General features: G+C 65.3%; 17 protein-coding genes and 1 pseudogene. 7 read left to right on the plus strand and 11 right to left on the minus strand.

Translation table 11 applies throughout. The features are described from left to right. Positions 1–80 precede the first annotated feature (80 nt). The gene (locus FOY53_RS20035) at positions 81–1,151 is read right to left on the minus strand and encodes an alcohol dehydrogenase family protein (RefSeq protein WP_146592087.1); all 1,071 of its coding nucleotides are present in this window, start codon (positions 1,149–1,151) and stop codon (positions 81–83) included. A 70-nt stretch (positions 1,152–1,221) separates the two neighbouring features. On the opposite strand from FOY53_RS20035, the gene FOY53_RS20040 reads away from it, so the two are divergent. Beyond that, a complete protein-coding gene (locus FOY53_RS20040) occupies positions 1,222–1,749 on the plus strand; it encodes a TetR/AcrR family transcriptional regulator (protein WP_146592088.1) in 528 nt (175 codons plus the stop codon). Between the two features lie 12 nt (positions 1,750–1,761). Here the strand turns inward: FOY53_RS20040 and FOY53_RS20045 are convergent, their stop codons facing one another. Then, on the minus strand, positions 1,762–2,010 hold the full coding sequence (locus FOY53_RS20045) for a DUF6552 family protein (RefSeq protein ID WP_146592089.1): 249 nt from the start codon (positions 2,008–2,010) through the stop codon (positions 1,762–1,764). Then, positions 2,000–2,704, minus strand: coding sequence for an SDR family oxidoreductase (locus FOY53_RS20050; RefSeq protein ID WP_146592090.1), 705 nt, complete (start codon positions 2,702–2,704; stop codon positions 2,000–2,002). The genes FOY53_RS20045 and FOY53_RS20050 overlap by 11 nt, the downstream gene beginning before the upstream one ends. 118 nt (positions 2,705–2,822) lie before the next feature. Between FOY53_RS20050 and FOY53_RS20055 the strand changes: the two genes are divergently transcribed. After that, a complete protein-coding gene (locus tag FOY53_RS20055) occupies positions 2,823–3,716 on the plus strand; it encodes a LysR substrate-binding domain-containing protein (RefSeq protein ID WP_146592091.1) in 894 nt (297 codons plus the stop codon). A gap of 13 nt (positions 3,717–3,729) precedes the next feature. Here the strand turns inward: FOY53_RS20055 and FOY53_RS20060 are convergent, their stop codons facing one another. Next, complete coding sequence (locus tag FOY53_RS20060) at positions 3,730–4,635, minus strand: LysR family transcriptional regulator (RefSeq protein WP_146592104.1); 906 nt, start codon at positions 4,633–4,635, stop codon at positions 3,730–3,732. 109 nt (positions 4,636–4,744) lie between these two features. On the opposite strand from FOY53_RS20060, the gene FOY53_RS20065 reads away from it, so the two are divergent. The 4 genes from FOY53_RS20065 to FOY53_RS20080 are packed head-to-tail and all read left to right on the plus strand — an operon-like array spanning position 4,745 to position 8,726. Continuing rightward, positions 4,745–5,047, plus strand: coding sequence for a DUF1330 domain-containing protein (locus tag FOY53_RS20065; RefSeq protein WP_186766685.1), 303 nt, complete (start codon positions 4,745–4,747; stop codon positions 5,045–5,047). 20 nt (positions 5,048–5,067) lie between these two features. Beyond that, complete coding sequence (locus tag FOY53_RS20070; RefSeq protein ID WP_146592093.1) at positions 5,068–6,033, plus strand: LLM class oxidoreductase; 966 nt, start codon at positions 5,068–5,070, stop codon at positions 6,031–6,033. A 10-nt stretch (positions 6,034–6,043) separates the two neighbouring features. Then, positions 6,044–6,847, plus strand: a complete 804-nt coding sequence (locus tag FOY53_RS20075) for an SDR family NAD(P)-dependent oxidoreductase (protein WP_146592094.1) — start codon at positions 6,044–6,046, stop codon at positions 6,845–6,847. Positions 6,848–6,902: 55 nt separating this feature from the next. Then, complete coding sequence (locus FOY53_RS20080; protein ID WP_186766686.1) at positions 6,903–8,726, plus strand: sigma-54-dependent Fis family transcriptional regulator; 1,824 nt, start codon at positions 6,903–6,905, stop codon at positions 8,724–8,726. Between the two features lie 3 nt (positions 8,727–8,729). Here FOY53_RS20080 and FOY53_RS20085 read toward each other — a convergent pair whose 3' ends face one another. The 6 genes from FOY53_RS20085 to FOY53_RS20110 all read right to left on the minus strand — a co-directional run bounded on the left by FOY53_RS20085 (position 8,730) and on the right by FOY53_RS20110 (position 12,843). Continuing rightward, entirely contained in the window at positions 8,730–9,089 is a 360-nt protein-coding gene (locus tag FOY53_RS20085) for a putative quinol monooxygenase (protein ID WP_146592096.1), read from the minus strand. A gap of 47 nt (positions 9,090–9,136) precedes the next feature. Beyond that, entirely contained in the window at positions 9,137–9,790 is a 654-nt protein-coding gene (locus tag FOY53_RS20090; protein WP_146592097.1) for a lipoyl protein ligase domain-containing protein, read from the minus strand. A gap of 41 nt (positions 9,791–9,831) precedes the next feature. Next, the gene (locus FOY53_RS20095) at positions 9,832–10,512 is read right to left on the minus strand and encodes a 2-oxo acid dehydrogenase subunit E2 (protein WP_146592098.1); all 681 of its coding nucleotides are present in this window, start codon (positions 10,510–10,512) and stop codon (positions 9,832–9,834) included. Further along, complete coding sequence (locus FOY53_RS20100; RefSeq protein ID WP_146592099.1) at positions 10,509–10,742, minus strand: biotin/lipoyl-containing protein; 234 nt, start codon at positions 10,740–10,742, stop codon at positions 10,509–10,511. Before FOY53_RS20100 ends, FOY53_RS20095 begins: the two co-directional genes overlap by 4 nt. A gap of 68 nt (positions 10,743–10,810) precedes the next feature. Beyond that, positions 10,811–11,839, minus strand: a complete 1,029-nt coding sequence (locus tag FOY53_RS20105; protein ID WP_146592100.1) for an alpha-ketoacid dehydrogenase subunit beta — start codon at positions 11,837–11,839, stop codon at positions 10,811–10,813. A 14-nt stretch (positions 11,840–11,853) separates the two neighbouring features. Then, entirely contained in the window at positions 11,854–12,843 is a 990-nt protein-coding gene (locus tag FOY53_RS20110; RefSeq protein ID WP_246107490.1) for a thiamine pyrophosphate-dependent dehydrogenase E1 component subunit alpha, read from the minus strand. A gap of 285 nt (positions 12,844–13,128) precedes the next feature. On the opposite strand from FOY53_RS20110, the gene FOY53_RS20115 reads away from it, so the two are divergent. Beyond that, a complete protein-coding gene (locus FOY53_RS20115; protein WP_146592101.1) occupies positions 13,129–14,115 on the plus strand; it encodes a zinc-dependent alcohol dehydrogenase family protein in 987 nt (328 codons plus the stop codon). Positions 14,116–14,553: 438 nt separating this feature from the next. Here the strand turns inward: FOY53_RS20115 and FOY53_RS20120 are convergent. Continuing rightward, a pseudogene (locus tag FOY53_RS20120) lies at positions 14,554–14,679 on the minus strand (IS5/IS1182 family transposase); the annotation flags it as partial.

Here is a 14,679-nt window from a genome sequence, read left to right on the forward strand (position 1 = left end):
GGCGCCAGGTCAATCCCGTGAAGCAGGGCAACGTCATGATCTGACCTCACCCCGCCTTGGGAACTTCACTACGTGAGGCGTTAGCCTGCAATTTCGATCCCGATCTTGCCCATGTGGAACTTCTTGAGAAACGCTTCCTGCGCGTCGCGCAGGTCGCGCAGCGCGTAGTTTTCTGCGAGAATCGGTCGGATCTCCCCACGCTCGATATAGCCCACAAGGTCGGTGAAGACCTCTGGGTCCTGCCGAGTGCTGCCGATCAGTGTCAGGTCCTTGAGGTAAAGCGTGCGCAGGTCCAGCTCCACGATTGGACCGGCAATGGCCCCTGACGTGACATAGCGACCACGCACCGCCAGCGCCTCGAGCAGCGCTGGCCAGCGTGGCCCGCCGACGAGGTCGAGAACGACGTCGAAAGCCTCCTCCGGCACGGCGTCCTCGCGTCCGATAATGGCGTCAGCACCGAGCGCTTTCAGGTCGGTGACCTTGGCCGGGCTGGTCATCCCGGTGACATGCGCGCCCCGACGCTTGGCGAGCTGCACCGCCGCCGAGCCGACGCCACCCGAGGCGCCGGTGATCAACACCCGCTCGGCGCCCAATCCTGCGCGCTGGATCATGCCCTCAGCCGTCGAGAAGGCACAGGGGAAGGAGGCCAGCTCCACGTCAGAAAGCGGGCTATCGATGCGGAATGCGTGTTCCTCCTCGACAGTGGAGAACTCGGCAAAGCCGCCATCCCGCTCGGAGCCGAATGTGACGAGCGCGTTCGCGTCCCCGCCGGTGGGCCGGTGCATGGGGCGCACCAGCACCCGCTCGCCGACGCGCGCGGGATCGACCCCGTCTCCGACCGCGGCAATCTCGCCGCAGCAATCAGCGCCCTGAATGCGCGGGAAACTCAGCGCGCCAGACCATGCGCCGTCGGCATCTGAGGCACCGTCATAGCCGGTAGCCGCCGCGGAGTTCGTATCTCCGCGCACCGCCTTGGAATACCAGCCGGTGCGGGTGTTCACGTCGGTGTTGTTGACCGCCGAGGCGCCCACGCGGATCAGCACCTCCCCCGCTGCGGGGCGCGGCACGTGCACGTCCTCTCGCCACTCCAGTTTGTCGAGACCGCCATGGCCGGTCAGAACCATCGCCTTCATCGTATCAGGAAGGGTCATCATGTCGCTCCATCGTGTAGAATGATTACTCTACTTGCGGAGGTAGAGGGATCACTCTACATCGTCAAGCATGACCGATACCAAAACCAAGATCGCTGCTGGGTTGGAGCAGGCCTTTGCTGCCCGGGGCTTTGCAGAACCCAGTGTTGAGGATCTGCGCGATGCAGCGGGTGTCAGCCTGCGCACGCTATACAAATACACGCCTTCGCGCGCGGACATGGTGTTAGCAGCGCTGGAGCATCGCCACGAGCGCTACCTTTCGCACCTCTTCAATGATCTTCCCAAGGCGCAGGAGGCGGTGCTCGACGTGTTATTCGAGCGAGTGGGGGCTTGGATGGCGACCGAGACCTCGCACGGCTGCCTGTTCCACGGAGCAGTTGCCGCAGACCCTGGCAGCGAAGGGCTGCGCGCGCTGCTGGCGCGGCACAAGGCAGAGGTGGCCCGCCGCGCCGCCGCAGCCACCGGGCTCGCCGGCCGCGAAATCGACCTGTTGTTGATCCTGGAGGGTCTCACGCAGGCTTGGTCGCTGCATCGCGATACTGCTGTGACCAGCGCGAAGCGGCTGGGGCACGGACTGAGGATGAATAGCGCGGCATGACTTCGCCTTCCGTCAGGTTCGCGCCATTCCTGCAAGCATCGCGCCGAGGGCGACAAAATGGATCAACATGATCGCCCGGTCGTTCCAGAGCACCCCGACGATCAACCAGCCGAGAACCCCGACCACGAAGAGGTAGAGGTTCCACGGCGTCCAGCCGAAGGCAGTGCCGGCATAGCCAAGGACCTGGATGACGGAGGCGACCCATTTCACGACGAAGGCTGTGCCGCTGCGGCCCGCGAGGCTGCCTAACTCAGACGCCACGCGTAAGCCCCCCGTCGATCCGCCAGTTCTGCCCGGTGACATAGCCGCCGCCCTCGGAGGCAAGCCAGCTAATCAGCGAGGAAACCTCCTCCTCGCGCCCGTAGCGGCCCATGGGAATGCGTTCGCGCCGGTCCTCGGTCTCAGGCAGGCTGTCGATGAAGCCGGGCAGCACGTTGTTCATCCGGATGTTCTGTGCCGCGTATTTATCGGCGTAAAGCTTGGCGAAACCGGCGAGTCCGGCCCGGAAGACACCTGAAGTCGGGAACAGCGGATCGGGTTCGAACACCGCGAAGGTCGAAATATTGATGATCGCCCCGCCGCCCTGCGCTTCCATGATCGGCGTGACCAGCCTTGTGGGGCGGATGACATTCATCAGGTAGACGTCGAGCCCCTCGTGCCAGTCCTCGTCGGTCATCTCGAGGATGTCACCCTTGGGTCCGTGCCCTGCCGAGTTCACCAATACGTCGACCCGCCCCCAACGGTCCATCGCGCCCTCGACCAGTCGCGTCAGGTCCTCGATCGAGCGGTTGGAGCCAGTGACCCCGAAGCCGCCAAGCTCTTGCCCCAAGGCCTCGCCCTTGCCTGAGGAGGACAGCACCCCGACCTTGAAGCCATCGGCTGCCAGCCGCCGCGCTGCTCCGGCACCCATGCCGCTGCCGCCCGCTGTGATCAAAGCTACTTTTTCTATCGCCATGTCTTGGTTCTCCGCGTCTTTCCCGTGGCGCCTATTTCGCCTATGCGTAGTTAGATACGAGCCAAAGGCGCCTGCGACCAGCCAAGCGCAGCTGTTGCGTGGGTGTAGGAGAACTATCGTGGCGAGCAAAGCCAATCTGCCGTCCCTGAACGGTCTGCGTGCTTTCTCGGCAGCCGGCAGGCACCTGTCCTTCCGCGCGGCGGCGGACGAACTGGGCGTGACGCAGGGCGCCGTGGCACAGCAGGTGCGTGGGCTGGAGGAACATCTCGGCCTGCGCCTGTTCCTGCGAGAGCCGCGGGGGCTCAGTTTCACGGAGGAGGGGCGAAGCTACCACGGCGCAGTCTCCCGGGCGTTCTCCCAGCTTATGGACGCAACTGGCGCGCTCCTGGACACGCCCTCGCGGGTGACGATCAGCGTGACCCCGACCTTCGCCTCAAAATGGCTTATCCCGAGGCTCGCCGAATTCACCGAGGCCCATCCGGGGATCGACCTCCGGATCACCGCGACCGAGCGGGTCATGAGCTTCCACGCCGACGGTATCGACCTCGCGGTGCGTCAGGGACGCCCGCCGTTCGGGGCAAGCATGCGCGCCGAGCTGCTGTTCCCGCAGGAGATCATTGCGGTGTGCTCGCCGCATTTGGTGGCACCGGACGTCCCCCTCGACGCAGCTGCGCTGTCCCGGCTGACCCTACTACATGACGCGCATGATCTTTGGCCGCAGTTCCTTGAGATCGCCTTCGGAGCGATCCCCAAAGCGCCGCGCGGCCTGCACTTCAGCCAGACAACCCTGAGCCTCGACGCGGCCTTGGCCGGTCAGGGTGTCGCCTTGGCCAGTCGTTTCCTTGTGCAGCGTGACCTTGATGCCGGTCGCCTGGTGCGTGTCATCCAAGTTAAATTTGAGGGTGGCCAGGACTTCTATGCTCTCCTGCCTCGTCAGGGCGCATCCGAGGCGGCAATTCTGGTGATGGAGTGGCTACTCAGCATGGCGCATGAGCAAATCCGAGAGGGATGATGCCTTGGTTTCCTCATTCGCTCCATTCTGAACGATTACCCAATTTCGCGATCAGGAAATCCATGAACACCCGGGTCTTCGGGGTCAGCACGTTCGTGCGGGGATAGATTAGCCACAGCACCGATCGGTCGTTCATCTTCCACTCCGGCAGGACGCGGACAAGACGGCCCTTCGCGATCTCGCCAGCTACGTTCCAGAGGGAGTTCATCGACAGACCGGCCCCCGCCAGCGTCGCTTCGCGTTGCGCGTCGCCGTCGTCCAGGATCGTCCGGCAGGTCATGCTTGCCGGCTCCAGTAGAGCCGTCTCTCCCTGCAAGTTCACGAGTTCACGCGGCTCCAAATCGCCCCAGGCGATGAGTTCGTGGCCGGACAGGTGTGTTGGCGTCCGCGGCATACCGAGCTTGTCGAGATAGGCCGGCGAGGCACAGAGGATGCGGGTGTCGTCGGCAAGCTTGCGGCCCTTCAGGCTGCTGTCCGCCAGCGGGCCGCTGCGCAGGGCCAGGTCAAAGCTGCCCTCGATCGCGTCGAAGCGCGTGTCGGACAGGCGCAGGTCGAGGGTAAGGTCGGGGTATTTCTCATGGAACTCCGGCAGCAGCGGCATGATGTGCAGCTGTGCGAAGCTGCTCGGGGCGGCGAAGCGCAGAGTGCCCTTGGGGCCGGCGTCTGTCCCGCCGAGCGCCGCGCGCGCAGCATCGGCCTGAGCGAGAATTTCACGGGCGTAGGGCAGGAAATCCGCACCATCGAGCGAGAGGGAGACCTTGCGCGTGGTGCGCCGCAGCAACTCGACCCCGAGCTCCTGCTCGAGCTTGGCGAGCCGGGCGCTGGCCACCGCCGGCGCAAGGCACAGTTCGCGCCCCGCGGCCGAGATGTTCAGCCGGTCGGCCGCCATGACAAAAAGGCGCAGATTGTTCGTATCCACCGCGATTATATCCAGAACCCGAAAGAACAACTCTGGTATCACAGGGTTTATCGCCAGTTCGCAAGGGATAATTTACAGCCACTTGATGCCTCTCTCAAAGGAACAGCCTGTGACCCATTATTCAATTCTCGAAGTTACGCCCCGGACCGAAGAGTGGATCTCCGGTTATCTGCCATCAGCCAATCGGCTGATCGAACAGCATGGCGGCCGTTACATCGCGCGGACGACCAGCCACGAACAACTGGAAGGTCCCCGGCGTGACGCCGCGCTGCGCATTTTGATCGAATGGCCCTCTGCCGATGCGGCCAAGGCTTTCATCAACGATCCGGAATATGCTGATCATCTTGCCAACCGTCATGCCGGATCGACCAGCTACCACTGGCTTGTCGAGGGCAAGGACGACCTCGCCTGATCGGAATTTCGGAGCGCATCATGCTTGACCAGACATCCCCAGCTTTCGCGCCTCTCAATCGGGGCTACAACGCGACCTTCCGGCCCGGGCGGCTGAGTATCGGTCTCGTCGCCCCGCTGGAGGCGCATGGCAGCGATCCCGTGCCTGATATGACCCGCCATATCGCACGCGCGCACCTGGCTGACGCCCTGGGCTTCTCTGCGCTCTGGTTGCGGGATGTGCCATTCAACGTGCCCTCTTTCGGTGATGCTGGGCAGGTTTTCGACCCCTTCGTCTATATCGGCGCGCTGGCGGCCTCGACACACGACATCGCGCTGGGGGTGGCGAGCATCGTGCTGCCCCTGCGCCATCCGGCTCATGTGGCCAAGGCGGCGGCATCGGCCGACGTGCTATCGGGCGGGCGGTTGTTGCTCGGCGTCGCCTCGGGCGACCGGCCGGACGAATACCCGGCGCTGGGCATGAGCTTCGAGGATCGCGGTGAGCGGTTCCGCGACAGCGTGGACTACATCCGCGCAATGGCCGAGAGCTACCCGCGTGTCGAGACCGCCCATGGCGTGCTCTCTGGCGGGATCGACATGTTGCCCAAGCCCTTCAACGGGCGGCTGCCGCTGCTCATCACCGGCGGCAGCCAGCAGGCGCCCGACTGGGTCGCGCGGAGCGGCGACGGCTGGATGACCTATCCGCGCGATGCGGCCTCGCAAGGCAGGGTCGTAGACGCCTACCGTCAGCGGATCGCGGAGGCAGGCCTGCCAGACAAGCCGGTGATGCAGTCGCTTTACATCGACCTTGTGGCGCAGAAGGATGCGCCGCCCCGCCCGATCCACCTTGGGTTCCGCTCGGGCACGGATTACCTGCGGTGTTACCTCGAGGAGATACGCGGACTTGGCATCAACCACGTCGCCCTGAACCTGCGGTTCAACGGGGCCGAGATCGAAGACACCATGAAACGGTTGGCGGATGACACCCTGCCGGACTTCCACGGCTGAGGAGGCCCATATGACTAAGACGATCCTGATCACCGGAGCCACGGACGGCATCGGCCTTCTGACGGCCAAGACCCTCGCGGCCGACGGGCATACTGTTCTGCTTCACGGGCGCAGCGATGAGAAACTGGAAGCCGCCGCTCAAGAGGTTGGCGGCAGCCCGGAAACCTACCGCGCTGACCTTTCCGATCTCGATGAGGTAGCTTCCCTGGCGCAGGAGATCCGCGCGCGGCATGAGCGGCTCGACGTGCTGATAAACAACGCCGGCGTGCTGAAGGCGCCGCAGGCCCGCACGCAGACGGGTCTCGACCTGCGCTTTGTCGTCAATACGCTGGCTCCTTGGGTCCTGACCCAGCACCTGCTGCCGATCCTCCCGAAGGACGGCCGCGTCGTGAACCTGTCTTCCGCGGCGCAGGCCCCGGTGGACATTGCCGCCCTGCGCGGCGAACGCAGTCTCGGCGACATGGAGGCCTATGCGCAAAGCAAGCTGGCGATCACGATCTGGACGCAGGAGCTGGCCCACACCCACCCCGAGGGGCCGGTCTTCGTTGCGGTCAACCCCGGCTCCCTGCTGGCGTCGAAGATGGTCAAGGAGGGCTTCGGCGTTTCGGGCAACGACCTGTCGATCGGCGCGGACATACTGCGCCGCGCTGCGCTTTCCGATGACTTCGCCGCCGCCTCTGGCCGTTACTTCGACAATGACGCCGGGCGCATTGCATCGCCCCACCAGGCGGCCGCCAACCCGGACCATGTGTCCGAAGTGATGGCCGCGATCCGCGAATTGGCGGAACCGGCGGAACCGGCGGACCAGGCCTGAAGATAGGATTCGGAGAATTCGGCAGGCCCGGCCTATGCTGCGGGAGGGAGGAGAAATGATCGGACCCGGCCAAGACGCTCTCATACGCGAGGAGATCGCCGCCTCATGGGCACGATGCGAGGGGCAGCATAGGCTCGCCCGCGATGCCGCGCGGCCGATCCTGCGCCTGCAAGCCTCCGAGATCGCGCCGCGGTTGGAGCGGATCACCGAGCGCACCGGCGGCCGGCAGGGTTTCTTTCGCCAGCTCGCCTCAGTCACCAGCGACGGCAAGCGTTGCCTCGTCGTGACGGATGCCGAGGGTGTTTTGGTGCGGCTGGAGACGGCCGGCATGGGCATGGGCGCCGAGGATTGGAACGGCATCGCGCTGGGTTCTTGCTGGGACGAGCGGGTGGCCGGGACCAATGGCGTCTCAATGGCCCTGCGGGCGGGACGCGCCGTGACCGTGGGCGGCGCCGATCACTTCTATGCCCGGCTCAAACCCTTTGCCTGCACAGGCGCCCCGATCCTCGATGCCAAGGGAGCGCTGGTGGGCTCGGTCAGCCTCGTCACCTTCGACCGCGGCAACGCGGCCGAGCACCAATTCGCCCGCCAATTCCTCGAGACGGCGGCAGAACGCATCCAGCGGCGGCTCTTCGAGCAGCAATTCGCCGAGAGCATGCTGATCACGCTGTCCTCTGGGGCGGGAGGTCAGCCCTTGTCGGGGGGCGGGCTGATCGCGGTCGACGCGGCGGGCATCATACTCGGCGCGACCTCGGCGGTGGAGCGTATGATGGCTGGACGGGCATCTGGGCCGCTGAAGGGCCAGCCATTTCAGGCTGTCTTCGACATGGAGAGCGAGGCTCTGGCGCGGGTGCCCGAACGGGTCCTTTCGATGCCTATGGCGCGCGGTGCCACGATGACCGTCTCGGCCCGCCTGCCCGAAGAGGCCTCGCCGCGCGCGCACGCCGCCCGGCCGCTCGCCGCGCCGCGCCGTCGATTGCCCCCCTCGCTGCGCGACCTGGCGACGGGCTGCAAAATCATGGCGGCCCGGTGCGCCGAGGCAGGGATGCTCTTTCGCGCCGGCACGCCATTCCTCGTCGAAGGCGAAACCGGCACCGGCAAGTCGGCCCTGCTCGCGGCGTTGACGGGGGCCGCGCCGGTGCTCAAAGCCGATTGCGCCACCATGGGCAGCACGCCAGAGGATCAGGACGTCCTGCGGCCCATCCTGTCGCAAGCGCGGGTCTTGTCGCTTCTCTCGGACACGTCGGAGGGGGCGGTGACCGTGCTACTCGACAACCTCTCCGAGATGCCGTCCGAGGCGCAAGCCGAGCTGCGCCGGTTCCTCGACGAGCTGGAAGCCGAGAGGTCCGAGGGCGCGCCGCGCTTGCGGGTCGTCGGCCTCAGCCGCCAGCCGTTGCTGGATGCTGTGGCGGAGGGGCGTTTCCGCGATGACCTCTACTACCTGCTCGCCGGCGCGCGGATCTCCTTGCCGCCGCTGCGTGCGCGCGAGCAGCCCGAGGTTCTGGCCCAGGTTCTCGCGACCAAGCTCGCCGGGCGGCGGATTGACCTCAGCGCGGAGGCCGCAGCCCTAATCCGCGCCCATCCCTTCCCCGGCAACCTGCGCGAACTGAGGACCGCGCTGGAACGTGCTCTGATGACAGCGGCCGGAGATTGCCTCACCCCCGTCGACCTGCGCCCGACCTCCATCGCCAGGGATGCCGCTTTGACGGCCGCTCCGGCTGCGCAGTTGCCGTGGCTTTCCTACGACGAGGCCACGATGATCCGAGACGCGCTAACCTCCAGCCGCTGGAATGTCTCCGAGGCTGCACGGCGCCTCGGGGTGAGCCGCGCCACCATCAACCGCAAGATCAAGCTGCACGGGCTGACGCGGCCCTCCTGAAGCTCAGAACCGGTTGAACCCGCCCTTTCGCGAGATATAGAGCGGCGAGAGTCCCTCCAGCACGCCCCGGATATAGGGCGTCGCATTGTCTGAGACTGTGGCATCGCAGCTGTTGCAGAGTTCGAAAAAGCGGTTGGCGTAGTTCTCGGCAAAGCCCCTGACATGGGTATCGCCATGCTTCGCATCGGCGTAGCGCTCGAGGATGTGCCAAGAACCGTCTTCGGTCTGATACCACTCGTAGACCAGGGTCCCCGGCTCGCCTTCACTTCGCTCGACCAGTTCGGCCATAAGCGCCTCGAAGGATTGGGCATTGGCGGCAGGAACGCCGACCTTGAGATGGATAAAGATGGTCTCGTGGGACATGAATGCTTTCCCTTTCGGTAAGTCGCTCTCCTGCGAGCGGTGGTGTCTTAGGCGGCGACGACTGCGGGTGTCGGGGCCAGCGCGTCCAAGGCGTAGGCCGCGAGGTCTCGGGCGAGTTGCGATGGGTCGGGCGCATCGGGGCCCATGAAAGCCGCGAGAGTCGTATGGGACCGGCCCACCACCGGCGGCAGGCCGACCTCTGCGTGCAGGCCGTTGACCGCCTCGACGCCCGGGGCGACGTCGCCGTCCAAGAGGATCAGCGCATGAGCGAGAACGCGGCGCGCGCCGCCCCCCGCCGGGCGAATACGCTGCGCGGTTCCGACAAACTTTTGCCCTGAGACGGAGAGGTTCCAACACCCATCACAGAAGCTGTCCTGCGTGGGGCCGGTGACGAGGCGGGGCCCGACCGGCCCGAGCGCCGCGCGGATAACATCGGTGATGAGCCGATAGCCCGCCTCGATGCCGAAGTCGCGGCCGGCGGTGAAGGCCAGCGCGACGTTTAGAACCCCGGGCCCCTGCGGCACGACGCCTCCGCCAGTAGGGCGCAGGGAGAGCGGCCAGCCGCGCGCAGCGCTGTTCCGCGCTGCGGCCTCGAACCCGGGCTTGCGGCAGAAGGCGGCGGGGCAGACCAAAGCCGGGGTCTCCGCCGTCCAGAGCCGAACTTGAGGGCCGGACTCGCCGAAAGCCTCCGCCTCCAGCAACAGGCCTTCGGAGACTCCTGGCACAATGCACAACCCAGCGCTCACGCCTGCATCCCTTCGATCTCGTCGCAGATCGACGTCAACAGATCACCCGCAGGCGCACCGTCCAAAGCGCGGTGATCGAAGGTCAGCGACAGGCCGACATATGGACGCAGTTCGATCCCGCCGTCCGGGGCGCGGACGGCCCGGTCGGTCATACGACCGATGCCAAGGATGCAGATCTGGGGGGCATTGATGATCGGAGTGAAGTGTTCCACGCGGGTAAGGCCAAGGTTGGACACGGTGAATGTGCCGCCGGTCATCTCGGTCACGCTGAGCTTGTTTGTTCTGGCGCGAGCGGCAAGGTCCTGCCGGGCCGCGCGCAGCGCGCTGACGTCCATCGCATTGGCGCCGAAGATCGCGGGGGCCACCAGCAGGTTGCCGGGCAGCGCGATGGCGACAGACAGATCGACCGCATCAGACAGATGCACCTCGCGTCCCTCGACCCGGCCATTGGCTTCAGGGTTCTTTTCCAAAGCTCGCACGACGGCCAACATCAAGAGGTCCTCGACAGACACCTTGGTCCCTGCCTCGCTCAACCGGGCCTTTTCCGCCATCAGGGCCGTCGCATCCGCATTGCCGTGGTGGGTCAATTGTGCGCCGGTCGTGAGGCTCTTGACCATCGCGTCCGCGATCATCCCGCGCACGCCCTTGAGGGGAACGATTTTTGCCGCGCTGGTCATTCGATGCGCCCGATGACCGCGCCCTTGGCGACGACGGCATCGGCCTCCTGAGCGATCCTGACGGTGCCCGAGGCCGGGGCGTGCACCTCGTATTGCACCTTGGCGGTCATGATCTCCGCCACGAGCGCGCCTTCCTCGACCCAGGCGCCGTCATCGACAAGCCAGCCGGTGATGACGCATTCTTCGTCTTCCTCCCAGAGATCGGTTGGGATGGTGATGTCAATTGCCATGTGAAAAGTCCTTTTCAGGTCGGGACAGGCGGAGCCTGCCCCACGGTATGCGGTGAATGCCGGAGGGCTCAGACGGGCTGAAGCGTGCCCATCTCCTCCCAAGCGGCGACAATCTTGTCGGGGTTGGGCAGGCAGAACTGCTCCATCACCCGGGCATAGGGGATCGGCACATCGGGGAAGGCGACCCGCTTGGGCGCGGCTTTCAGGACCGAGATGTCGTGTTCGGTCACGCTGGCGATGACCTCGCCGGAGAGGCCGTAGCTGTGGTAATCCTCATCCACCACGATCAGACGTCCGGTCTTGGCAACGCTCGCCCGGATGGTCTCGCGGTCCAGTGGCACGAGGCTGACGAGGTCCACGACCTCGGCGCTGACGCCCTTTTCCTCGAGCTTTTTCGCGGCCTTGAGCGCGTTGTGCACCCCCATGCCGACGCTGACGATCGAGACTTCGCGGCCCTCGCGCACCACCTTGGCCTTGCCGATCTCGACCGTGTAGCTTTCCTCGGGCACATGAACGGTTGCCCCGGCCTCGGTGCCGAGCCAGCCCATGCCCTGCAAGCCCTTGTGATACATGTAAACCACGGGGCCGTCGTCGCGCATGGCGGCGGTCATCAGGCCCTTGGCGTCATAGGCATTCGAGGGCGCGACGACCTTCATTCCCGGCAGATGTGCGAAGGTGCCATAGAGGCATTGCGAATGCTGGCCGCCGTCCGAATAGCCGCCTCCCGTGGAGGTCATCAGCACCATTGGCACCTTCAAGTTGCCGCCGGAGAAGTAGATGTTCTTGGCCATCAGGTTGTAGATCGCATCGAAGCAGACGCCGAAGAAGTCGACGAACATCAGTTCCACCAGGGGGCGCATTCCGTCCTGCGCGGCCCCGACGGCGGCACCGATGAAGGCAGTCTCGGAGATCGGTGTGTCGCGAATGCGCTCGGGGCCGAACTCGTCCAGCAGCCCGCGGGTGTTGCCATAGACGCCGCCGAGGGCGGCGATGTCCTCGCCCATGACGAAGACACTCGGGTCGATGCGCATCTCTTGCGCGGTGGCCTCGGCCATGGCGCGTGCGATGGTCAGTTTTCTCTCGTTGGATTTGGTCATTTTCTCTCCTCCCTTCAGGCTGCGAATACACGGGTGAGCGCGTCTTCTGGGGCCGGGTCCACGCTCTCGCGGGCAAACTTGATCGCTTCCTCGACACGGGCCTCGGCCTCAGTCTCGATGGTAGCGAGTTGCTCCTCGCTCGCGGCTCCGTCCTTCAACAGGCGGGCGCGCATGGCAGGGATTGGGTCCTTCTCAAAGAGCCCGTCCTTCTCGCCCTCGGGGCGGTAGCCTTCCGCGTCGCCCATGAAGTGTCCGGCGAGCCGGTAGGTCTCCACCTCGATCAAGGATGGTCCTTCTCCGGCCCTGGCCCGCGCAATGGCCCGGCCCGCGGCCTCGTAGATCGCGAAGGGATCGTTGCCCTCCACCCGCTCGCCGGGGATGCCGTAGGCCGCCGCGCGCACGTCGTTCGTGGGCACGGCGGTCGCAGCGGACTTGGCGACCGAGATGCCCCAGGCGTTGTCCTCGATCACACAGACGAAGGGCAGGTTCCAGACGGCGGCGAGGTTCATCGCCTCGTGCCAGCCGCCCTGGTTCACCGCGCCCTCGCCGACGAAGGCCACCGCGACGCCCGGCTTGCCCTGCATCTTGCGGCTTAGCGCGGCCCCCACCGCCGGCCCCATGCCTTGGGCGATGATGCCGGAACAGGCGAAGTTCACATCCGCATCGAACAGGTGCATGTGCCCACCGCGCCCGCCGGAGAGCCCCGTGGCCTTGCCGAAGATCTCGGCCGCCATCTTGTCCAGGTCGACGCCCTTGGCGATGGCCTGATGGTGGGGGCGGTGGGTGGCCGTGACCACATCCTCAGGAGTCAGGTGCGCGCAGACCCCCACCGCCACCGGCTCCTGCCCGTCGGACAGGTGCATCTCGCCCGGGATCGGCCCGTTGGCCATGTTGAACGCGGGCGTTTTTCCTTCGAAGTAGATCTTCGCGATGGTCTCCTCGAACCGGCGGCTCGTAACCATGTTGCGATACATCCAGTGCTGTTCGTCGCGTGTCGGTGCCATGTATTCCTCCCTGTCATGCGTGGCGGGACTGCCGCCTTGACCGCTGAGGAGAGGGTTCACCGGGCCGGCAGTCTGGACAACCTCGACCTGTCGGCGGTGGCACTGAGAGGGCTTAACTGTCCCACGGTGAGACAGTTTGAGACAGTTTGGGGTCGAGCTGAGCCAGACCACGTGGCCGGGCTTCATTATATCTGAAACCTGGAAACTGAACTCGATTTATGGTCGGTTATATCGGAAAGCACGGTCCTGTATCTCCATGCCAACGCAAAACCCAGGAGAGACCGAATGAAAGCCATGACCCTGACCGCCTACGGGCCTGAAACGTCCTTCACCGAAGCCGAGCAGCCGCGTCCCGTGGCCGGCCCCGGCCAGGTGCTCGTCCGCGTCAAGGCGACGAGCGTCAACACCATTGACACGATGATCAAGGACATGGGCTCCGACCTGCCCCTGTCGCCCGAACTGCCCGCCGTGCTGGGCATGGACTTCGCAGGCATTGTCGAGGAAGTCGGCGCGGGCGTGACCGGCTATGCCGTTGGCGACGAGGTCTACGGCTGCGCCGGCGGCCTCGCCAACCTCCAGGGCGCGCTGGCCGAGTTCATTCCTGCCGACGCACGGCTCATCGCGCACAAACCCAAGTCGCTCTCTATGAGGGAGGCGGCCGCCCTGCCGCTGGTGGGTATTACGGCATGGGAGGGGCTGAAGCGAGCTGGCGTCTCCTCTGGGCAGAAGGTGCTGGTTCAAGGCGGCGCCGGGGGTGTCGGTCATGTCGCCGTGCAGCTGGCCCGTCACCTCGGTGCAGAGGTTTCCTCGACAGGCACTGGCGCCGGGCAGATGTCGGTGATTGAAGGCTACGGGGCCCGATCCATCGACTTCAAGTCCGAGGAAATCGATGCCTACGTGGAAAGCCACACAGGCGGGGGCGGCTTCGACGCGGTCTTCGACACGGTCGGCGGCGCCAATCTGACGAATTCGTTCGCCGCTGCGGCACTGAACGCCCATGTGGTTACAACGGTTGCCCTTTCGGAGATCGACCTCGCCCCCGCCCACTTCAAGGGCCTGTCGCTTCACATCGTCTTCATGCTGCTGCCAATGCTGCACGACGTCCGGCGCGAGGTGCACGGGCAGATCCTCGCGGACCTCGCGAAGCTGGTGGACGACGGCGCCGTGAAGCCGCTGTTGGACGCGCCATCCTTCACACTGGCACAAGTCGGCGATGCCTACGCCCGGCTGCATAGCGGTCAGGCGATCGGCAAGGTGGTGGTCGAGGTCTGATCCTCAAACAAGGGTCGGGCGACAGAACGCTCGACCCACCAGTAGGCTATCACAGACATCATTCATGTCGGCAGATCTGCCATTCGCAGCGACTGGATTAGACGTCGGCTTTGGGCCGGTCACGTCGAGCCCGTCCGTGCCGCAAGTGCGAAGCTGTCCATAGGCAGCGAGGTTAGTTTGGGTTCGGAGCCGCGTTGCGGCAGCGCAGCACGAGGTCATCCGCCCAAAACCGCATCGGTGATCGCCGCAGTGGGCCGCAGCCAACCCATTATAGACATTCGAACCAGGCGCAGCGAAGGTTCCGCTGCAGCCGCAAAATACTTCCCGATAGCGGACCTTCGCGTTGCTCAGATGGCGAAGGCGTTGCTGCGCTTGGCACGGATGGGCGTTGTTGCGCAACTCGCGCTTGAGGGGTGACAGCCCCTTAGCCCACTGACGTCATGCCACACGGACGGTCTCGGCGGTGCCGAGGGCGTTGAAGCGGTTCATAAGGGCGATGCGGATGTGGATTTCGGCGGTCTGGCGGTCGGGGTCTCTTGCCATGATGCGCTCGCCGAAGGCTTT

The organism is Puniceibacterium confluentis (assembly GCF_007923445.1).
In the GTDB taxonomy this organism is placed as follows: Bacteria; Pseudomonadota; Alphaproteobacteria; order Rhodobacterales; family Rhodobacteraceae; genus Puniceibacterium; species Puniceibacterium confluentis.